Raw genomic sequence first — 22073 nt, forward strand, 5'->3', positions numbered from 1 at the left:
ATCCAGCCTAACGTGCCGCGCTCGAGTGAACGTCGTGAAGATCGTGAATGGACAAGTCCAACAGGGACTCTCGAAACACGCGTCCAGGGCCGGCGGGGACGTCGACCTCACACGGAACGACGAGCACCGCGCAACCCGCAGCGCTGGCCGACGCCGTGCCGGTCGGCGAGTCCTCGATCGCGAGGCACTGCGCCGGCTCGAGTCCGAGCAGATGCGCGCCGCGCAGGTACGGATCCGCTGCCGGTTTCCCGTTGGGGACCTCGTCGCCACACACCGAATGGTCGAAGAACTCACGGCCGAGCATGCCGAGTGCCCGATCGACCAGAACTCGCTCGGTGTTGGTGACCAGTGCCGAACGTAGACCACCGTCACGCACGGTCGACAGTGCGTCGCGAGCACCCGGCCGCCAGGTCACGCCGTCCTCGAAAAGATCGCCGACGCGGGTGTACATCCAGTCCTTCGCCTCGGCGATGGCATCGGGATGCTTCTCCAGGCCGAGAGCGTCGAACACCGTCGCAAGGGCGAAGGGGCTCGACGCACCGATGACGGCAACGCGTGTCGCTTCCGTCATCGGTCCGCCCAGGCGTAGGGACAGCTCACGAAGCGCGATGTCCCACAGCTTCTCCGAATCGAGCAGGGTGCCGTCCATGTCCCACAGGACACCACCGAGCGTTGATTCGGATACTTCGGTCAACAACTCAGACATTGAAATACTTTGCTTCCGGGTGGTGCAGGACAAAAGCGTCCGTGGACTGCTCGGGATGCAGCTGCAGCTCCTCGGACAATTCGACGCCGATTCGTTCGGGTTCGAGCAACGCAACCAACTTGGCTCGATCCTCGAGATCCGGGCACGCGCCGTATCCGAACGAATAACGAGCGCCGCGGTACTCGAGATCGAAGTAACCGGCAACCTCGGTGGGATCCTGCTCCGCGACGGTGTGACCCTCGGGAAGCACTAGCTCTTCACGGACGCGTCGATGCCAGTACTCGGCCAGAGACTCCGTGAGCTGGACACCGATTCCGTGAACCTCGAGGTAATCGCGGTACGAGTTCGATGCGAACAACTCGTTGGCGAAGTCCGCGATCGGCTGACCCATCGTCACCAACTGGAACGGGAGTACGTCGACCTGCCCGGTGGCCTCGGCGTCCTTGCGCGAGCGAACGAAGTCCGCGATGCACAGGAAGCGGTCGCGGTGCTGGCGCGGGTAGGTGAACCGGAACCTTTCGGGTGCATCCGGTTTCGGCTCGGTGAGCACGATGACGTCGTCGCCCTCCGAGATCGCCGGGAAGTACCCGTACACGACCGCGGCATGCGCGAGGATGCCCTCGGACGTCAACCGATCGAGCCAGTACCGAAGTCGCGGACGGCCTTCCGACTCGACCAATTCCTCGTACGTCGGACCGTCGCCCTTGCGCTGACCGCGAAGGCCCCACTGGCCGAGGAAAAGAGCGCGCTCGTCGAGCAGCCCCGAGTACTCGGACAGCGAGATTCCCTTGACGATGCGCGAGCCCCAGAAGGGAGGTGTCGGCACCGCGATGTCGGTTGCGACATCGGAACGCTCCGGCAGGACCACGGGAACCGCTGCAGCCTTACGCTTTTCGGCGATGCGCTTGGAACGCTCGTGACGTGCCTTACGCTCGGCAGCCTTCTCGCGAGCAGCGATGGCCTCCGGGCTGTCCGGCGCCGGGCCGCCACCACGCTTGGTCGTCATGATCTGGTCCATCAAGTTCAGACCCTCGAAGGCGTCGCGGGCATAGCTGACGTCGCCCTCGTACACCTCCTGCAGGTCGTTCTCGACGTAGGAGCGCGTGAGCGCCGCACCACCGAGCAGCACCGGGAACTTCTCGGCGACTCCACGTGCGTTGAGTTCCTGGAGGTTTTCCTTCATCACGACAGTGGACTTCACGAGCAGTCCGGACATGCCGATCACGTCGGCTTTCTTGTCCAACGCGACGTCGAGGATGGTCGCGATCGGCTGCTTGATACCGATGTTGACGACCTCGTAGCCGTTGTTGCTCAAGATGATGTCGACCAGGTTCTTGCCGATGTCGTGAACGTCGCCCTTGACGGTCGCGATCACGATGCGACCCTTGCCGTCCTCGTCGCTCGCTTCCATGTGCGGTTCGAGGAATGCCACGGCAGCCTTCATGACCTCGGCCGACTGCAACACGAACGGCAACTGCATCTGTCCGGAGCCGAACAGCTCGCCGACGGTCTTCATGCCCGAGAGCAAGGTCTCGTTGATGATGGCCAGCGGAGGCTTGATCGTCATCGCCTCGGTGAGGTCGTCGTCGAGGCCGTTGCGCTCACCGTCGACGATGCGGCGTTCGAGCCGGTCGAACAACGGAAGTCCCGCCAGTTCCTGCGCACGAGACTCACGCGCCGACGCTGCCGAAACGCCCTCGAACAGAGCCATCAGCTTCTGCAGCGGGTCGTACCCCTCGCTACGACGGTCGTAGACGAGGTCGAGTGCAGTTTCACGCTGCTCGTCCGGAATTCGGGCCATCGGCAGAATCTTGGACGCATGAACGATCGCCGTGTCCAGACCTACCTCGGTGCACTCGTGCAGGAACACCGAGTTGAGGACCTGACGAGCTGCCGGGTTCAAACCGAACGAGATGTTCGAGATACCCAGGGTGAAGTGGAGTTCCGGGTACGCAGCCTTGAGCTGACGGATCGCTTCGATGGTCTCGATGCCGTCGCGTCGTACCTCTTCCTGACCGGTCGAGATGGGGAAGGTCAAGGCGTCGACGATGATGTCGGACTCGGCGAGTCCCCAGTTTCCCTTGATGTCCTCGATCAGACGCTTGGCGATGGCGACCTTCGTCTCGGCGGTGCGAGCCTGGCCCTCTTCGTCGATGGTCAGGGCGACGACCGCCGCGCCGTGCTCCTTGACCAGAGTCATGATCTTGTGGAAACGCGATTCGGGGCCGGCGCCGTCTTCGTAGTTGACGGAGTTGACGGCGCAGCGGCCACCGAGGTGCTCGAGGCCGGCCTGCAGGACGGCAGGCTCGGTGGAGTCGAGCATGATCGGCAGCGTCGAGGACGTCGCCAGGCGGCTGGCAAGTTCCGACATGTCGGCGGCACCGTCGCGGCCCACGTAGTCGACGTTGAGGTCGAGCATGTGTGCGCCGTCGCGGGTCTGGTCCTTGGCGATGTCCAGGCACTTCTGGTAGTCCGCGGAGAGCATCGCCTCGCGGAAAGCCTTGGAGCCGTTGGAGTTCGTGCGTTCGCCGATCATCAGGATGCTGGCGTCCTGCTCGAACGGCACCGCCGAGTACAGCGAAGAGGTGCTCGGCTCGTGGATCGGCGTGCGCTGGGCCTTCTCGACCTGACGGACCGCGTCGGCGACCGCGCTGATGTGCTCGGGCGTCGTACCGCAGCAGCCACCGACGAGGCCGAGTCCGAACTCGGAGACGAAACCACTGAGGGCTTCGGCCAATTCGTCGGCAGTCAGCGGATACTCGGCGCCCTTGGGACCGAGCTGCGGCAGGCCGGCATTGGGCATGACCGACACCGGCAGCGTGGAGTACTTGGACAGATGACGGAGATGTTCACTCATCTCGGCCGGCCCGGTGGCGCAGTTCAGACCGATCATGTCGATACCGAGTGGCTCGAGTGCCGTCAGCGCCGCACCGATCTCACTGCCGAGGAGCATCGTTCCGGTTGTCTCGACCGTCACGTGAGTGATGATCGGCAACCGCAGTCCGAGTTGCTCCATCGCACGCTGGCTGCCGAGGATTGCAGCTTTCACCTGAAGCAGGTCCTGGCAGGTTTCGACGAGGATGGCGTCGGCGCCACCGTCGATCATGCCGAGCGCAGCTTCGGTGTACGCGTCACGCAGGACTGCGTACGGTGCGTGTCCCAGGCTGGGGAGCTTGGTTCCCGGTCCCATCGAGCCGAGTACGAATCGGGCCATGCCGTCGCGGCCTGGTCCCATCTCGTCCGCTACTTCACGGGCGAGAGCAGTGCCTTTTTCCGCGAGTTCGCGGATCCGGTGAGAGATGTCGTAGTCGGCGAGGTTGGGCAGGTTGCAACCGAAGGTGTTGGTCTCGACGGCATCGGCACCAGCGGCGAAGTACGCGCGGTGGATGTCTTTGAGCACGTCGGGACGGGTGTCGTTGAGGATCTCATTGCACCCCTCGAGGCCGAGGAAGTCGTCCAGGGTGAGGTCCGCGGCCTGCAACATGGTGCCCATCGCTCCGTCGCCGATGACAACGCGCTGTTTCAGCGCATCAAGCAGGGCAGAGTTAAATGGGGCAGACATGCCGTCCAGAGTAGTGGGCGCACCGACAAGCTCTGGCCGTAGGCTGGGTGGGTGAGTCCAAGTGAGTTCCCCGTCACTCCCGACGGCCCGGTCGATTTCGATGATTCCGCGGCCTTCGAGAGCCCTGACGGCTTTGCCGTCGACAGCAGCGACCGCCTCGAGGGCGACATCCCTGTCCTACGTGATCCCATCCTCGTTGCAGCTTTCGAGGGCTGGAACGACGCCGGTGACGCAGCCAGCGGTGCGGTCGAACATCTCGAGCTGATCTGGGATGCCCAGCCGCTCGCCGAACTCGATTCAGAGGACTACTACGACTATCAGGTCAACCGCCCCACAGTCCGGCAGGTCGACGGTGTCACTCGCGAAATCGTTTGGCCGGCAACACGTTTGTCGGTCTGTTCGCCTCCTGGCAGCGAGAGCGACATCGTCCTGCTTCGCGGGATCGAGCCCAACATGCGGTGGCGCAGTTTCTGCGAGGATCTGCTCGAGCTGATCGACCAACTGAACGTCAAGACGGTCGTCATCCTCGGCGCCCTGCTCGCCGATACTCCGCACACCCGACCGGTCCCGGTGACGGGCACGGCCTACAGCAGTGAATCCGCCGCCCGATTCAACCTGGAACAGACGCGGTACGAAGGCCCGACGGGCATCACCGGGGTTCTTCAGGACGAGTGCGTTCGTGCTGGTGTACCCGCTATTTCGTTCTGGGCGGCGGTTCCGCACTACGTCTCGCAGCCACCCAACCCGAAGGCCACAGTGGCCCTCCTTCAACGAGTCGAGGATGTTCTCGACATCGAGGTCCCACTCGGGGAGCTCCCGGCTCAGTCGGAGGATTGGGAGGAAGCGGTCAACGAAATGACCGCGGACGACGAGGAAATCGGCGAATACGTGCGCACCCTGGAAGAACGGGGAGACGCCGAAACCGACATCAGCGAAGCAATCTCCAAGATCGACGGCGATGCCATCGCCGCGGAATTCGAGCGCTACCTCAGACGGCGAGGCCCCGGCAGCTTCGGACTGTGAGCAAGAACACTCCAGAAGAAGGCGGAAGTACACAGCGCCCACTGCGCCTCCGGCTTCAGCTGATCGCGCTGTACGCCGGCGGGTTCCTCGGCCCGTTCGGCGGCGGCGTGGTTGCTTCGATCCTTCCCGAGATCGGTGACGATCTAGGGGTCGGTCCGTCGGCGGCCGCCTCTTCCCTCACCGCGTACCTGCTCCCCTTCGCCGCTCTGATGTTGGTGTCGGGGACACTCGGGACGCGGTGGGGCAAGGTTCGGACGGTGCGCATCGCTTACGGCGTCTACGTCCTCGCGTCGTTGGCATGCTTCCTCGCCCCGACACTCGAGATCTTCCTTGCCGCCCGGGTACTGCAGGGCTCCGCGAACGCATTCACCACGCCGCTACTGCTTGCCTCGTTGGCGGCCGCAACACCGCAGGCACGGCTGGGTCGAGCCCTCGGAGCCTTCGGCGCTTTCCAGGCCGCAGGGCAGTCGTCGGCTCCGTTGATCGGCGGACTGGCGGCCGAATTCGACTGGCGTCTGGCCTTTCTCGTCATCGCAGTGGTCGCGGGCATTCTGGGAGCCGTCGGACTTCCGAAGTCCGAAGCACCGGCAGCGACCACTCCCGCCCGTCTCCGCGATGCATTACGCCCCGAAGTGCTCCGCATCGGTATCGCTGCATTGCTCGGCTGGGGCGCCCTCGGTGGACTGAGCTTCCTGCTCGCCTTCCGCTTCGAAGACGAGTTCGGGCTGTCCCCCACCGTCCGCGGCCTACTGCTCACCGTCTTCGGCGTGGCCGGCATCCTCTCGGCCCGGCGCATCGGAATCCTCATCGATCGCATCGGCGCACGCTCCTCCGTGATGATCGGCGCCCTGGGCGGAGCAGTTCTGGTCTCCGTAGTCGGCCTTGCCGGCTTGGTGCCGGTGATCGCGATCGCATGGTTTGTCGCAGGCGTCGCGAGCCAGTTCGTGCTGGTCGGCGTCAACGCGGCGGTCCTCGGATCCGCGGGGCCGAACCGTGGCGGCGCCGTGTCCGTCGTCCAAGCGATGCGCTTCGGCGGCGCCGCTCTTGCTCCCCTGGCCCTGACACCGATTTACGACTCTTCGCCTGCCGCGAGCTTCCTGATCCCGGCACTACTGCTCGCCGTCGTCGCTCCCCTGATCATGCCGAAGCAACGCTGATCGGTCTCGGCAATTTCGAATTTGAAGTTGTGGAGGTAGTGAGTTTCTCGGCGAAAGGGACCACCGTTGTCGCGAGGCTGTCAGGGCGAACATTATTCGGAAAATCTTGTGTTTCCGTCGTCGACAGATATTGATACCATTAGAACATGAGCGAATCTGAGTCGGAACCGGAACGGCCGATCGACATTTTTCGGCGATCGGTTGCCGTCATCGAAGAAAATTTGCCTCCTACGTGGTCTTTGTCGACACAGCGCTCCCCCGACCTGTCCGAGGCGCCACTCCGACTCGACCTCCGCTCCCCTGACGGCGCGGTGGCCAAATTCGGCGTCTACGCCGCTCACGGTGTCCTGAGCAGCGACGTTCCCGGTATCGCCGATCGCTTCCCCACCGGTCAACCCGGCTTCGTGTGCGCAAAATATCTGTCCGAGCCGGTTCGCCGGCAGCTCGATTCCCACGCGATTTCGTACGCAGACGCCACGGGCAACGTGTCGTTGACCGCTGATCGACCCGCCGTCTGGGTGCGTGGACGCGGAGCCGACGCCGATCCGTGGCGGGGGCCTGGTCGTCCTTCCGGACAGCTGACGGGTGATCCGTCAGCTCGCGTCGTGCGTGCGCTTGCCGATTTCGCGGCGCCACTGGCGATCACTGCCTTGGTGCGCCTGGCCGGTGCATCGACGGGAGCAACCTACCGGGTGGTTCAGACACTGTCGGATCGTGAACTGGTCACCCGGCTCCCCCGCGGTGGGATCGGTGACGTCCGCTGGCCGAAGATGCTTCGTGAATGGGCGGCTGAGGCCGGGGCCAAAGCGCCGACGCCTCACGGCTTTCACGCGCCGGACGGGTTGGAAGCACTCTTCGATCAACTGCGTCAGCTCAGCGGTCACATCTACGCCGGTACCGCCTCGGTGGCCGCCGCACCCTTTGCTCGGTACGCGCCCACTCGACGTGCCCACTTCCATGCCGACAACGTCGATCAGTTCGCCGACGCTCTCGGACTACGGCGTGTGGAATCCGGCGGTGACGTGTGGATCACCGCTCCCCTCTCACCGTCTGCCTTCGACCGATTGCTCACCCGCGACGGCATCCGCATCGTCGCCCCCAGCCAAGCGTTCGCCGATCTGCTGGTCGGCCCGGACTCCGACGAGGCGGCGGCCGAGCACCTGCTCACATGGATGATCGAGAACGAATCGCAGTGGCGACGCGCCGCATCCCCTGCTACGGATCGCCCGTAGGAAAAAGAGGGGGCGTCTCTCGCCTACCCTGTCATGGTGGAAGAAACGAGTGCGCCCGATTACGCCGCGTACGCCGACACCAATCGACTGAAGCTGTTTTCGTTCACGATCGCGGAAAAACGGGCCGAGTACCTCTGGGTACTTCGTGCCTTCGACCATGCTCGCGCCAACTACACCGTCCTGCTGCATGCCGGAGCCGTCGCGCACATCCTCGAGAAGATCGGTGGATCGGATCCGGCGGCCGATCTGTCGGCAGCAGAGGTCACTCCCCTGTTGGATCAGCTCCACGTGTGGGAGATCCTCGAGCGCAGCTACGACGGCACCCGCGCGGCCACGCTGGCCGAGTACCGCAATCGCCACTTCGTCTACCAGTTCGGTCAGGCCGGATACCAGGTCTATCGATCGGTCGAAGACGTTCTCGCCGCACGCCTGGACTCGGCGTCGCTCTCGCGTCTCGCTCTGCCGGACCTGCTCGCAGACATGTCCGAACTCGCCGAGGCCAACCGAAGCTCCGACGGCGATCTGATCTTCCGCAAGCTCAAGCGCCTCGACTCGACACTCTCCGACATGGCCGATCGAGCCGCGCACTTCTATCTGACCCTCGGGGACCTCGTACGGACCACGGAGATCACCCCGCAGGCTTTCCTCACGCACAAGGACGCACTGCTCACGCACATGCGGGAGTTCAGCTCCGATCTGGCGCGCTACGCCCCCAAGCTCAAGGAAGCGATCGAGCACGTCGAATCCACCGGGGTCGATCGCATGATCCGCCTCGCCGCCGCCAGTGACGAACGGGTGTTCGTCCCGATCACCGAACGCGAAGACGACTGGGCTGCGCGCTGGCGAGGATTGACCGCCTGGTTCGTCTCTGCGGAATCGGGAATCAGCGAGTCCGAACGCCTGCGTGAGGGCACGATGAGCGCGATCGCCGCGGTTCTCGCGCTACTTCGCCGCGTCACGGAAACCCGTCGCGGCGGTGTCAGCCGTGAGAGCCAGCTCCGGCACCTCGCCGGCTGGTTCGCCGCCACGCCGTCCGAAGACGCAGCTCATGCTCTGTTCCAGGCAGTGTTCGACCTCGGCCGTCCACGCCACCTCTCGATGGTGCATCCGGACGCCGACATCATTTCTCACTCACGTTCGTGGTGGGAGGCACCGCCGGTCGAGATCGCGCGAACACTCGCCGAAACCGGCCGCCCGCCCTCACCCGGCTTGCCGAGCAAAGTTGCCCGCAACGACGGCAGCATCCGCCGCCTGCGCGAAGAGCAGTTGGCGGCGCAACGTACGCGCAGTGCCGCGGCGCAATCCCTCGCGTCGAACGGTGTTTATCAGCGCGAACTCAACGAGCAGGAGACCGAAGTTTTGCTGAGTCTGCTCAATGCAGCACTGACCGCGCGTGTTCCGGTGGTGGGACGCGTCAAGAGTTCCACCGGTAGTGAGAACGGGGTGAAGCTGACGCTCAGTCCCTCGGACGGTTCGACCACCATCAAGACCGCCCGCGGGCGTATGCACCTCGACGGCATCGAGGTCAGTGTTCGATGAGAGCTCGCGAGATCACGCCCCTTGCCCTCGACTCGTATCAACGCGCGGCGCGAGTGATCCTGTCCAACCACCTGATCACCTCGACGTACCCGGATCGAATTGCGTTGCCGCTCTTGCGCCGTTGGGCCACCGAGCTGCGTGACGACCTACTCGAACTGTTCGGCTACCGCCTCGAGGTGACGGAGACCACCGCGCGCCTGTTCACGGTGTCGGATCGACTCAACCCGTCGGCACCGGCCCGAACTGCCTCCGAGCGAACCTTCGATCGCACGCGTTACGCCTACCTGGCATTGTGCCTGGCCGCGTTGGGCCGCGCCGGGAACCAGATCACGTTGTCGGAGTTGGCGGATCACGTCGCGGCCGATGCTGCACAAGTCGACGGCGTCGAACTCTCCACCGATCGTGCGTCCGACCGCGACGCCTTCGTCGACGCAGTGGGCTGGCTCGGAGTCAGAGGCGCCATCGCCCTCGCCGACGGTGACGCAAACGGCTGGGCGTCCAATCCCGAAGCGGGAGAAGCGCTCTACGACATCGACCGTTCCGTCGTCGTAGCGCTGTTCCGTCCACCGCGCGCCCTGCAGCACCTACACTCCATCCGCGGACTCCTGGCCGTCGAGACCTCGAGCGCCTCCGAGGACGACGGAATTCCCGTGGACGCGAAAGAGATCGGACGCCGAGTACGTCGGGCACTGGTCGAGCGCCCGGTCGTACTGGCCGGTGAACTCGATCAGCACGAATTGATCGCGTTGGCGCAGCCCAAGACCGCGTCGGAAGTCGAACTACTGACGGGGTTGGTGGCCGAGCGCCGCGCCGAGGGAATCGCGATGATCGATCCCACCGGCCGACTCTCCGACGTCCGCTTCCCGAGCACCGGAACGATCGCTCAGGTGGCACTTCTCCTGGCCGGCGAGATTGCCGACCGCGTACTCGACGTCGACGCTCCCGAACTGCCGAAACTTCCGATCCCGCACGTGTCGGACGATCACCTGATCGAACAACTCGATGCCGCCATCCCCGAGGCCGGGATCTTCGAGGACCTCGCCGACGAGGACGACGACTTCGTGCTGCCCGCCGGCGAACCGGCCGAGCCACCGCCACCCGTCACGTACCCGAAAATCGACGACGACTGGCTCGCTGACAAGGTCACCGAGTTGGTGGACCAGTTCGGGCGAACTTTCGCGGCGCAGTGGCAGGCCGATCACAACGGGCTGCGCAAGCAGGCGCTCGGGTTGCTGCAACGTCTGCGCCTGACGCATGCGGTCGACGGCGGCGTACTGGTGTTGCCCGTCCTTGCCCGGTACCGCGACGTCGTGGTCTCCGTGCGCGAACGCGATCCTCAGATCGACTTCGCGGTGGACAACTCCGCACCGGATCCGGTCGACGAATTCGGCCCCGAACCTTCCCCCAACGGCGAACTATCAGAGGTAGAGAACGTATGAGCAACGCCCGCTTCCGACCTACTCGGGCTGGAATCATCAACCTCTGGGATTACCGAGACCAAGAGTTCTCGTTCGCCGACGGTCGACTGGTTCTGCGGGGACCCAACGGATCCGGCAAGACCAAGGCCCTCGAGGTCCTGTTCCCGTTCGTCTTCGACGGCCGCATCGAACCGCGGCGCCTCAACCCGTTCGCCGGTGAAGAGCGCACGATGAAGTCCAACCTGCTCTACCGGGGCCAGGACAGCGCGCACTCCTACGTGTGGATGGAGTTCTGCCGCGGCTCCCTCGAAGATCCCGAGTCGGTGACCGTGGGAATCGGCATGCGGGCAACCCGAACCAACGACAAGGTCACCCGCTGGTACTTCGTCGCCGACGGCCGCGTCGGAGTCGACTTCTCGCTGATCGGCAACGACGATCGTCCTCTCACCAAGAAGCAGTTGGCCGAACAACTCGGCAGCGATTCCATCACCGACCGTCCCCTCGACTACCGCACAGCCATCGACGCGCGAATGTTCGGTCTCGGAGTGCAGCGCTACGACCAGCTGATCAATCTCATTCTCACGCTTCGCCGTCCCCAGCTCGCGAAGAACCTCGACCCGAAGGGCCTTTCGCAGGCACTCACCGACGGTCTCCGTCCACTCGACGATCAGTTGGTCCTCGAAGCTGCGCGTTCGTTCAGCGACATGGAGGAAGTCGGCCGCGCGCTCGAGGGGCTCGCGGCCGCCGATCAGGCAGCCCAGAGTTTCATCGGGGTCTACACCAAGTACCTGCGTCAGCAGTCTCGCGGAGAGATCGAACAGGTCAGCACCCGCCTCGCAGCGGTCACCAGAGGTGTTGCCGCCATGGACGAGTCGTCGCTCGCCCAGACCCGCAGCCGTGAGGCGCGGGCAGCAGCCGAGGAGCGCTTCAACCAGGCCGAGCAGGCACTCGAGAACGCGCGCGCCAATGTCGAAGCACTGCAACGCTCGAGCGCGTACGAAGGCAAACAGCAACTCGACGACCTCGCCCAGGCCGTCGCGACGCTCAAGCTCTCGACCGAGCAGCAGGCAGACAAGTCCCGGAAAGCGCAGGCGGCACTCGCTCAACGCGGCGACGAAGCCGACAAGGCTGCATCGTCAGTCAAGCGTGCGGCCGAAGCACTCTCGCGCGCCGAGGACGAACTTCAGGCAGCAGCCGAGGACGCCGGCATCGTCTGGACTCCCCTGCCCGACGGCTCACGCAGTGACCAGATCACGGCAGCCGTCCGTGGCCATGCCGAGGAGCGTGACGGTGACGTACGCGTCGTCCGCACCGCACTGGCGACCGTCGAGAAGGCGGCGACCGAACGAACCCGGGCCGAAAACAGCTCTCGCCGTGGACAAGAGCTGCTCGAAGCGTCCAAGGCCGCGGTACTCGAGGGCGAAGCTGCCGTGGAACTCGCACGCAGTCAGTGCGCCAGCGGGCTGCGCGCGTGGTGGACCGATCACTCCTCCCTGTTTTCGGCTGTCGGCGCCGACACGTCGCTGTTCGGAGCTCTCGACGCGGCGCTCGCCGAAGTCGGCGACGAAGACGCTCCGGCGCTGTCCGCAGTTCTCGCCGAGCACACCGAAGCCGGCACCGAGACGCTGCGCGAGCGTCGACGTGAGGCCGAAGCTGAAATATCTGCCTCACACGCCTCCATCGCGGCTCTCAAATCCGAGCGCAAGGCCGTCTCCGCGGAACACGACGACGCTCCGCCTGCCTTCCACGCACGCACCGACAACCGCAGTGAACTGGGTGGTGCACCGCTGTGGCAGTTGGTGCGCTTCGCCGACTCCGTCGAACCAGACGTGGCCACGGGAATCGAATCCGCACTCCAGGCGGCAAATCTGCTCGACGGCTGGATCTGCCCGGACGAGAAGATTCCCGAGCACGTCAGCGAGCAGTTCCTGACGGCTCTGCCCGTCAAGCAGCGTCCGAAGGGACGAACGCTGGCCGACGTCCTCGAGGTCGAAGGCAATGCCGACGTACCCGACGCTCGGGTACAGGACATTCTCGCGTCGATCAGTCTCGTCGAGGCGCCAGGCGACTCCGACGCAAGCGTCGCGATCGGCGTCGACGGTCGCTTCTGGCAGGGCGTCGCGCGTGGCCGGCACGTCAAGGCCGACGCCGAGTACATCGGCACCACAGCACGGGCGCGTCGACGCGAGGCTCGGATCACCGAGATCGACGCGGCTCTGGAAGAACTTGCCGCGGCAGTCGATACGGCCAAGGCACTGGTGGCGCAGACCAACGAGCAACTGAGCCGGATCAACTCTGCGGCAAAGGAATTGCCGAAGACAGGTTCGATCCTGCGCGCACTCAAGACGGTCACCGAATCTGCCGGCGCACTCCGTACTCGCTCGGAGGCCACGGAAACGGCACAACGCGAACTCGATGCGGCGATCGCTGATCTCGCGGCGAAGGAAAAGCAACTCCGAGCGACGGCGTCGCAGCACCGGACGCCGCATATCGGCCGTGAACTCGATTCCCTCGCGGCGGCGATCCGTCATTTCGAGAAGCAGGGCGAACTGGCGCTGCGCTGCCGACGGGAGCATGCCAAGGAAGTCGAACTCGAACGCGAGTCTCGCGACCGTCTCGACGAATCACGCGCCAATGCGGAGGAATTCGCCGAGGAAGCCGCCATCGCCGAGGAGAGTCTGCTCCAGCAGGTGCAGCGTCTCGAGACGCTGCGCGACACCCTCGGTGCCAGCGCCGAGCAGATCGACCTGGACCTGGCAAAAGCCCGCGCGAAGATCGAAGAATGCAAGGTCGAACAGCGTGCGGCGCGAAAGGCGTACGACGCCGCCGTCCTCCAGATCGGCACGGCGGAGGGTGCGTACAACACCGCCGTGGAGACCTTGCGTCACACCCTGACCGAAACCCGCAGTGATGCAGAGCGACTCGCACCCTACGCGCGCCCGGACCTTCTCGAGTTGTTGGGCGTCAAGGAACATCTGAGCTGGCCGGCAAGTTCAGCGGCGTGGATGAGCCCAGATCAGTTGGTCTACCGCATCCAGAACGAAGATCGCAGCGAGGACGCAGCCCACCCGCCCGTCCTCCCCGAAGACGTCGACAAGTTGTACCGAGCGCTCGAGGCTGCGACCTCGGCAGTCCGAGTCACCGACGGAGCCCGCAAGGCAACCCGCACGGCACTGACCTCGGCGTTGCAGGACTTCGACGCCCAACTCGCAGCGGCCGGACAGGACTACCGTCTGCAGTGGGATGCACCGGATGGGCTGACCGTCGTACGAGTCCAGGACGATCAGGGCTATTCGTCGATCGGCGAGTTCGCAACGCGGATCCACGACGCTCGCGGCGATCAGGAGCAGTTGCTCACCGAATCCGAGCGTCGCATTCTCGAAGATGCCCTGTTGACCGGATTGGCTCAGCAGATCCACGAGCGCACGGTCGACGCACGCGAGTTGATCGCACAGATGGGCACCGAGATGCGTGAGCGTCGGATGTCCTCAGGCAATACCATCGGCGTTCACTGGGTGCTCGCCGACAACCTCGACGACAGCTCGCGGGCGATCTCCAAGCTGCTGGATCGAGACGCGTCGGCCCTCGGCGTCGATGAACTAGCTACTCTGCGAGCACATTTCGCGACGCAGATCCGTACCGCCCGCGCGGCGCACCCCGAACGCTCGTACCCGGAGATTCTGTCCTCGGCGCTCGACTACCGTCAATGGCGCGTGTTCTCGTTCACCCTCATCAGCGGTGAGGGCAAGGAAGACCGTCTTACCGTCGCGCGGCACAGCGCGCTGTCCGGTGGCGAGCAGTCCGTCTCGCTGCACCTTCCTTTGTTCGCCGCGGCGCACGTCATGTTGGACTCGGCCGACCCGCACGCCCCGCGTCTGCTGGCACTCGACGAGGCCTTCGCCGGTGTCGACGACAACGGTCGCAGCGAGCTTCTCGGCTTGAGCGTTCAGTTCGACCTGGACCTCTTCATGACCGGCTACGACCTGTGGATCACATACGCAGACGTCCCCGGCTGTGCGCACTACGACCTCGCGCACTCCACGGCCGAACAGGCTGTCAGCGCCGCGCTGCTGGTCTGGTCGAACGGTGAGCTGCTTGCCGAGCACGACGGAACGGATCTGGCGAGGGCATTGGGCTCGCCGCTACGGCGCCGGGTGCCGACACCCGCCGAAGGTGCGTTGGACTACGCCTAGAAACTGCTGTGCGCCTTTATTAACCGCCCGCGGTTAACAAAGGCGCACAGCAGGGGTTCAGCGAAGCGAAATACCCAGTAGGGCGTCGACGGCATCGGCGAACTCGCCGGGTGCCTGCGTGTCGGATCCGCCGCCCTCGATGGCGCGGCGGGCCCAACCGTCGAGCGCGTCGAGCGCCTTCGGGGTGTCGAGATCGTCGGCCAGGTGCTGACGCAAACGCGCAACAGTGTCGGTGGCTGACGGCGCGGAATCGAGAGCCGCTGCCTCGCGCCACACTTTCAGGCGCGACTGAGCATCCGCGAGGACCTGATCGGTCCACGCGCGATCCTGGCGGTAGTGGCCGGACAGCAGTCCGAGGCGGATTGCCGCTGGGTCCACCCCCTCGCCGCGCAGCTTGGAGACGAAGACCAGGTTTCCGCGACTCTTCGACATCTTCTCGCCGTCGAGACCGATCATGCCGGTGTGCACATAGTGCCGCGCGAATCGGCGATCACCCGTTGCCGATTCGGCATGCGCCGCCGAGAACTCGTGGTGCGGGAAGATCAGATCGCTGCCACCGCCCTGGACGTCGAAGCCGGAGCCGATGCGGTTGAGTGCAATGGCCGCGCATTCGATGTGCCAGCCGGGGCGCCCCGGCCCGAAGGGTGAGGGCCACGAGGGCTCGCCCGGACGCTCCGCACGCCAGACAAGTGCGTCGAGAGGATTGCGCTTTCCGACGCGATCGGGATCTCCGCCGCGTTCGGCAAAGAACTTCTCCATCGTCGCGCGGTCGTAGCCCGACTCGTAGCCGAACTGCTCGGTCGCGTCGGCACGGAAGTAGACGTCAGGGAACTCCGCGTCGTCGACGATGTACGCGGCGCCGGACGCCACGAACTTCTCCACCAACTCGACTACTTCGTTCACCGATTCGACGGCGCCGATGTAGTCCTTCGGCGGAAGCACACGCAGCGCTTCCATGTCCTCGCGGAAGAGAGCCGTCTCACGCATGCCGAGGACGATCCAGTCCTCGCCGTCGCGATTGGCTCGCTCGAACAGCGGGTCGTCCACGTCGGTCACGTTCTGGACGTAGTGGACATCGTGTCCGGCGTCGCGCCAGATGCGGTTCACGAGGTCGAACGTGAGGTACGTGGCCGCGTGGCCGAGGTGGGTGGCGTCGTACGGGGTGATGCCGCAGACGTACATCGTCGCCTTCTCGCCCGGGGTGACGGGGCGAACCTGACGGTCGGCTGTGTCGTACAGCCGCAACGGCGGCCCCTGACCGGGAACGGACGGGAGTGCGGTATCGGACCAAGACTGCATGCTGCCGAGCCTAGTGGAGACTGCTCTGAGGCTGGGAAGGTGCTGGCTGATCCTGCTCTGGTTCGGGCGTCGACGCGAGCTTGCTCGGCCACCAGATCTTCTGACCGATGTCGTAGGTCAAGGCCGGGACCAGCAAGGATCGGACGATCAGAGCGTCGAGCAGGACACCGAACGCCACGATGAACGCGATCTGGGCGAGGAACAACAGAGGGATCACCGCCAACGCCGAGAAGGTTGCTGCCAGAACAACTCCGGCAGATGTGATCACCCCGCCGGTCACCGTGAGTCCCCGCAGAGCGCCCGCCCTGGTGCCGATCTTCAGCGCTTCCTCACGCACCCTCGTCATGAGGAAGATGTTGTAGTCGATTCCCAGAGCCACGAGGAACACGAACGCAAAGAGCGGGACCACCGGATCCGCGCCGGGGAAACCGAAGATGTGGTCGAACACCAGCGACGAAATGCCCAGTGTCGCAGCAAACGAGAGCACAACGGTGCCCATGAGAAGCAGCGGTGCGAGAAGCGAACGCAGCAAGAGCGAGAGAATCACGAACACCACGATGATCACCACGGGAATGATGAGTGTCCGGTCCCGTGTCGAGGTGGTCTTCGTGTCGAGGTCGGTCGCAGTGACGCCACCGACCAATGCGTCGGCGCCCTCCACTGAGTGAACTGCATCACGCAGTCGCACGATGGTGTCTTCGGCCTCGAGCGAGTCGGCAGCGTCAGTCAACGTCGCCTGCAGGGAGACTCGCCCGTCGACAACCAGAGGCGCTCCCCCGTTCTGCACGACGCTTACGTCGCTGACACCCTCCACGCGACTGGCTGCCGCAACGGCATCCACTTGGTCTGCATTCGCGATGACCACGGCCGGTGAACCCGAACCCGCGTCGAAGTGCTCGCCGAGAATCTCCTGGCCTGCAACCGAATCGACATCGAGCAAGAAGATGTCGGACGACGAGACACCGCTGGCTTTGAACTGCGGCATCATCATCGCGAAGATCACCAGCACCAGCGTCGACGCCACCCAGAAGCGGCGCGGATGCCTACCGATTCGAGCAGCGAGCCCGGCCCAGAACCGGTGATCGTTCGCCTCGTCGTGGTGCTCGCGGTCGGCATCGAACTTCGGCTTGGTCGGCCAGTACGCCGTCCTCCCGAACAGAACCAGGACAGCAGGTAGGAAGATCATCGATGCGAGGAAGGACGCGGCGATACCGATGGCGGCCACCGGACCGAGTCCGCGGTTCGAGTTCAGGTCGGAGAGCAACAGGCACAGAACGCCCGCGATGACCGTTCCTGCAGACGCTGCGACAGGTTCGAGCGTCGCGCGCCACGCAGTGCGCATTGCTGCGTACTTGTCCTTCTCGATCCGCAATTCTTCCCGGTAGCGAGAGACCAGCAGTAGCGCGTAGTCGGTGGCGGCACCGAACACGAGGATGAACAGGATGCCCTGGCTCTGACCGTTCAGTGCGATGACGTCCGCGTCCGCGAGCAGATACACGAGCAAGCTCGACAATCCGAGTGCGAAGATCGCCGAGAAGATCACCACGAACGGCAGGATCGGGCTTCGGTAAACGATGATCAGGATCACGATCACGACGGATCCGGCTACCAACAACAGCAATCCGTCGATACCGGCGAATGCTGCCGACAGATCCGCAACCTGCCCAGCGGGGCCGGTGACCTTGACTGTCAGTCCGTCAGGGCTCGACTCCAGCGCCGCGCGCAGCGCTTTCACGCTGTCCTTGACTTCGAGGGTGCTGTCGACCGGCAGGAACATCTGGAGTGCCTGGCCGTCGGCCGACGGGATCGGCGGCGATGAGGCGTCGCCGAATCCTTCGGTACCGACAAACGAATCGACGGTCTGGGAAAGGAAGGTGGAGTCGGCGGGCTCGAGGCCACCCGGTCGTTCCGCCACGATGATGGCCGGCACGAAGCGCGTGTCCGTGAAGCTCTCTTGAAGCTTTGCCACCTCGGTCGCTTCGGCCGACGCGGGCAGGAACGACGTGTTGTCGTTCTGCTGCACCGTGCTGAGCTTTCCGGCGAACGGACCGCCGAATCCTCCGATTACCAGCCAGCCGATCACGAGGAGAGCTGGCACAATCCATCGAAGGCGACGAACAGGACGATTTTGTACTGGTGTGCTCACTGGGTCTCCAGGGATCGGCAGCAGAGGACTTGCCGACTATTTTGTTCAGCATGCTGAGTAATTGCAAACGGAAGGCAGAAAAATGAGCAGCGACGGCCTGGACGACTGGCCCACCGGCCGGCTGTTGTCCACCGCTGCACGCCTGGTGGAGCACTCATGGGAGAAGGTCTTGCGGTCTCAGGACATGACGCACGCGGGCCTGATCGTGCTCCACTCGATCGCCGGTGGGGCGGCGTCTCAACGCGACATCGCGAAGAACGCCCGAGTCACCGATCAGACGATGAGCCGCACGATCGACCGTCTCGAACGAGCGGGTTACGTCACTCGTGACACCGATCCGAGGGACGAGCGTCGGCGCGTGATCGCGATAACCGACGCCGGAAGACTGACGTACGAGCGACTACTGACGCTCGAGAAAGAAGATGCGGCGTTGACCGTCGGCGTCGGGGATGTCGCCGCGCTGCGCGAACAACTACTGCGATTGGTTCGCTCACCCGGATTGAAGACGGCAACTCGCGAACAGCAGGAAACGTCTCGCGACTAGAAGGCCGGCCAGGGAATCGTTCGATGGCCGTTCGGCTCAGGCATCACAGCGGACTCGGCGAACTGCATCGCCCGCACCGCCAAGGCCACGATTTCCTCTTCGGTGATCAGTTCGGACAACTCGTCGCCGAGATCCCCGTCGAGAGTTGTCGCGAATTCGGCGACGTCGGCGATCAAAGCACCGGGTACGGGCTGCCCGGCCCACCCCCACAACACGGTCCGCAGCTTGTTCTCCGAGTGAAGACAGATTCCGTGATCAACGCCGTACACCGAGCCGTCGACGCCTTCGAGGGCGTGACCACCTTTGCGGTCGGCGTTGTTGATGAGGACGTCCAGAACGGCCATTCGCTGCAGCCGTGGATCGTCCGCATGGATCAGGGAGACTGGTTCACCCTCCGAGTCGAAGGCCTGCAGGACCTCGAACCACCCCGGCGGAACATTGCCGGGACTGCACAGGTCCACCATCTCGAGTCCGCCAGATCCATCCGCGCGGCGATCGACGGTGTCGATCCATCGCTGCACCATGCCTGGACCGAAAGGGCCGTCCCGCAACACTGTTCGCGGAATCACTCCCCAACCCAGCGCCTCGGACACGCGGTACGACGCGACCTCACGCCCCGCCAGAGTGCCGTCCGGGAAATCCCACAGTGGGCGTTCACCCCGGACCGGCTTGTAGACCACGCGGGTGGACTTCTCCCCCAGAGTTGACTCACATACCAGCGTGGCGTTGCTCGCCGTGGTGATCTGACCGATCAGAGTCAGATCACCCTCGAGCAGCACGTCCGGCACACCAGGTTCGGACACGACGTCAGACCTCGTCGTCGTCTGCGTCGTCGATCGCGAAACCGAAGGACTCGCCGCGTCGGTACCCATTGGTGCGGATGCAGACGTGCCCCTCGGGCGCCAACGGTTCACCACACAGCGGGCACGGCGCGCGTCCCGCCGCGATGACGCGTTCGGACCGCAGCGAAAACTCGCGCGCTTGCTCCGGAGTCAGGAACACACGGACTGCGTCCGGACCGTCGTCGGCGTCGTCGAGGACAACCGATTCGTCGAACTCCGTCTCGCTGACGGCAAGCAGCTCCACGACGACCGCCCCGGCATCGGCGTCCCAACCGAGCCCCATCGTGCCGACCCGGAACTCCGCGTCGAGTGGTGTGACCAGCGGGCTGAGGTCGGAGACGTCGTCGGCTTGTGGCGGAACCTCGGTTCCGAAGCGTCGATGCACCTCTTCGAGGAGTAAGCCCATGCGATCGGCGAGAACCTGAACCTGCTGCTTCTCGAGCAGCACACTCACCACCCGTGATTCGTGCACGGCCTGGAGATAGAAAGACCTGTCACCGGGTTCGCCCACCGTTCCTGCGACAAATCGGTCAGGAGTGCGAAATACGTGAATCGCGCGCGACATTGCACCTCCTCGAGTTCGAGCAGAACATCACTGAATACCCATTATCCGTCACAGCTCACGCACCGACCTCTCCGCCGGGGACGGACTCCTGCGCGGGAGCCGAACCGTTGGTCGCGGCCTTCGCTGCACCGATCGCGGCGAGCACGTCTCCGGTGTCGTTGACGCGAAGAACGAACGGCAGTGTCGCCGTGTAGCGAATCACACTGACCGAGGCGGGCTCGGCGACGATGCGCTGGAACGAATCGAGATGCATCGCAAACGCGTCGGCGAGAACCGATTTGATGACGTCACCGTGCGTGCACGCGATCCAGACGACGTCCTTGCCGTGTTCTTCGGCCAGCCGTGCGTCGTGCTCTCGGATCGCGGCAACGGCTCGCGCCTGTACCTGGGCCAGCCCTTCACCGCCGGGAAACACTGCACCGGAAGCGTGGCGCTGCACCACTTTCCAGAGCGGTTCTTCCAAGAGTTCCTTGAGCGGGCGACCCGTCCAGTCGCCGTAATCGACCTCGATGAGGCGATCCTCGACCACCGGCGTCAGACCACGGTCGACGGCAATGGGGCCGACCGTCTGCTCACACCGCAACAGCGGCGAGCGGACGATCTCCGCGATGTCCAGACCGACCAGCCGATCGACGACGCCTTCGGCCTGTTTCCGGCCGTGGTCGTCGAGTTCCACACCCGGCGTTCGACCGGCCAGGGTATGGGCAGTGTTGGACGTCGACCGCCCGTGCCGCAGTAGGACAACTGTCATTCCACAACCCTAATGGGGCGGTGGCCGCACGGACGGGTGGTCGACGTCGAAACGGGCCCTATGTCGCGGACACGACCCCTGTGGCCAGCAACGCAAGGACGACTACGCCGAGAGCGATTCTGTATCCGACGAACCAGTACATGGAGTGATCGACAACAAATCGAAGCAGCCAGGCGATCGCTGCGTAACCGACCGCGAAGGCGATGACGGTTGCCACCAGCAACTGCGGACCGCTCGCGTTCAGACCCTCACCGGCCGGCTCGAAGGCATCCGGGAGGCTGAACAAACCGGAGGCGAGAACTGCCGGAATCGCCAACAGGAACGAGTAACGGGCTGCGGCCTCACGGGTGAGTCCGAGGAAAAGGCCGGCACTGATCGTGCCACCCGAACGTGAGACACCCGGGATGAGCGCGAGCGCCTGAGCCGAACCCATGATGATGCCGTCGCGCGCTGTGAGCGATTCGATCGGGCGCGTCTTGCGTCCGTAGTACTCGGCAGCAGCGATGACGAGCGCGAACACGATCAGCATCGTGGCAATCAGCCACAGATTGCGTGCGCCGGTACGGATCTGGTCTTTGAAGAAGAACCCGAGGATGCCGACCGGGATGGTGCCGATGATGACGTACCAGCCCATCCGGTAATCGAGATCGCCCCGGTGCTCGGCATTGAACACACCTCGGAACCAGGCAGTGATGATCCTCACGATGTCGCGTGCGAAGTAGATCAGGACCGCCAACTCGGTGCCGAGCTGCGTCACCGCGGTGAACGACGCGCCGGCGTCACTGCCGAAGAATATCTCCGACACGATTCGCAAATGTCCGGAAGACGAGATGGGCAGGAACTCGGTCAAGCCCTGCACGAGGCCCAGGATCACGGCCTGGAGCCAGGTCATCGCTTCGCCCATCACTCACCGATCCCGGCTGATTCGAATGGGGTTACTGCACACAGGTTTCGTGTGTCGGGTTCACGTTTCACCGGCGCCACGCTACCGGGGCCCACGGCGCCGCGCCGCGCCCGGCACGTCCGTGTCCGAATACCCCGACTCGAGGCGAGCGCCTACTAGTCTGCACGTGGTGAGATCTCTCGGGTGCCGCAC

General features: G+C 64.5%; 15 protein-coding genes. 7 read left to right on the forward strand and 8 right to left on the reverse strand.

Annotation, left to right across the window (positions count from 1 at the left end; all coding sequences use genetic code 11):
- Window positions 1–7: 7 nt before the first annotated feature.
- On the reverse strand, window positions 8–706 hold the full coding sequence (locus BH682_RS15010; protein WP_007729900.1) for an HAD family hydrolase: 699 nt from the start codon (window positions 704–706) through the stop codon (window positions 8–10).
- Window positions 699–4268: a methionine synthase gene (gene metH, locus BH682_RS15015; protein ID WP_075833239.1), complete on the reverse strand. Its 3570-nt coding sequence runs from the start codon at window positions 4266–4268 to the stop codon at window positions 699–701. Before metH ends, BH682_RS15010 begins: the two co-directional genes overlap by 8 nt.
- A gap of 168 nt (window positions 4269–4436) precedes the next feature.
- Here metH and BH682_RS15020 point away from each other — a divergent pair, with 168 nt between their 5' ends.
- The 6 genes from BH682_RS15020 (at window position 4437) to BH682_RS15050 (ending at window position 14830) form a co-directional block, all read left to right on the forward strand.
- Complete coding sequence (locus tag BH682_RS15020) at window positions 4437–5291, forward strand: PAC2 family protein (RefSeq protein WP_223257810.1); 855 nt, start codon at window positions 4437–4439, stop codon at window positions 5289–5291.
- Window positions 5288–6448 (forward strand): MFS transporter, encoded by a 1161-nt coding sequence (locus tag BH682_RS15025; RefSeq protein WP_050655280.1) that lies wholly within the window; start codon window positions 5288–5290, stop codon window positions 6446–6448. The genes BH682_RS15020 and BH682_RS15025 overlap by 4 nt, the downstream gene beginning before the upstream one ends.
- Window positions 6449–6594: 146 nt before the next feature.
- Window positions 6595–7680: a hypothetical protein gene (locus BH682_RS15035; protein ID WP_019748530.1), complete on the forward strand. Its 1086-nt coding sequence runs from the start codon at window positions 6595–6597 to the stop codon at window positions 7678–7680.
- 33 nt (window positions 7681–7713) lie between these two features.
- Window positions 7714–9219, forward strand: a complete 1506-nt coding sequence (locus BH682_RS15040) for a TIGR02677 family protein (RefSeq protein WP_007733760.1) — start codon at window positions 7714–7716, stop codon at window positions 9217–9219.
- Window positions 9216–10658, forward strand: coding sequence for a TIGR02678 family protein (locus tag BH682_RS15045; protein WP_054187391.1), 1443 nt, complete (start codon window positions 9216–9218; stop codon window positions 10656–10658). The genes BH682_RS15040 and BH682_RS15045 overlap by 4 nt, the downstream gene beginning before the upstream one ends.
- The gene (locus tag BH682_RS15050; RefSeq protein ID WP_075833241.1) at window positions 10655–14830 is read left to right on the forward strand and encodes a TIGR02680 family protein; all 4176 of its coding nucleotides are present in this window, start codon (window positions 10655–10657) and stop codon (window positions 14828–14830) included. The genes BH682_RS15045 and BH682_RS15050 overlap by 4 nt, the downstream gene beginning before the upstream one ends.
- Window positions 14831–14887: 57 nt before the next feature.
- Here the strand turns inward: BH682_RS15050 and mshC are convergent, their stop codons facing one another.
- On the reverse strand, window positions 14888–16129 hold the full coding sequence (mshC, locus tag BH682_RS15055; protein WP_075833243.1) for a cysteine--1-D-myo-inosityl 2-amino-2-deoxy-alpha-D-glucopyranoside ligase: 1242 nt from the start codon (window positions 16127–16129) through the stop codon (window positions 14888–14890).
- 10 nt (window positions 16130–16139) lie between these two features.
- On the reverse strand, window positions 16140–18230 hold the full coding sequence (locus tag BH682_RS15060) for an MMPL family transporter (RefSeq protein WP_411561120.1): 2091 nt from the start codon (window positions 18228–18230) through the stop codon (window positions 16140–16142).
- Window positions 18231–18357: 127 nt separating this feature from the next.
- Here BH682_RS15060 and BH682_RS15065 point away from each other — a divergent pair, with 127 nt between their 5' ends.
- A complete protein-coding gene (locus tag BH682_RS15065) occupies window positions 18358–18819 on the forward strand; it encodes a MarR family winged helix-turn-helix transcriptional regulator (protein ID WP_003946187.1) in 462 nt (153 codons plus the stop codon).
- Here BH682_RS15065 and BH682_RS15070 read toward each other — a convergent pair.
- The 4 genes from BH682_RS15070 to BH682_RS15085 are packed head-to-tail and all read right to left on the reverse strand — an operon-like array spanning window position 18816 to window position 21881.
- Window positions 18816–19622 (reverse strand): SCO1664 family protein, encoded by an 807-nt coding sequence (locus tag BH682_RS15070; protein ID WP_030537533.1) that lies wholly within the window; start codon window positions 19620–19622, stop codon window positions 18816–18818. The genes BH682_RS15065 and BH682_RS15070 overlap by 4 nt on opposite strands.
- A gap of 4 nt (window positions 19623–19626) precedes the next feature.
- Window positions 19627–20226 carry a DUF3090 domain-containing protein gene (locus BH682_RS15075; protein WP_003946200.1) on the reverse strand — a complete coding sequence of 200 codons (600 nt, stop codon included), beginning with the start codon at window positions 20224–20226 and terminating at the stop codon, window positions 19627–19629.
- A 55-nt stretch (window positions 20227–20281) separates the two neighbouring features.
- A complete protein-coding gene (locus BH682_RS15080; RefSeq protein ID WP_003946173.1) occupies window positions 20282–20977 on the reverse strand; it encodes a histidine phosphatase family protein in 696 nt (231 codons plus the stop codon).
- A 58-nt stretch (window positions 20978–21035) separates the two neighbouring features.
- Window positions 21036–21881 carry an undecaprenyl-diphosphate phosphatase gene (locus BH682_RS15085; RefSeq protein WP_030537531.1) on the reverse strand — a complete coding sequence of 282 codons (846 nt, stop codon included), beginning with the start codon at window positions 21879–21881 and terminating at the stop codon, window positions 21036–21038.
- Window positions 21882–22073 lie beyond the last annotated feature (192 nt).

The organism is Rhodococcus sp. YL-1, from assembly GCF_001942025.1.
GTDB classification, from domain to species: Bacteria; Actinomycetota; Actinomycetes; order Mycobacteriales; family Mycobacteriaceae; genus Rhodococcus_F; species Rhodococcus_F qingshengii.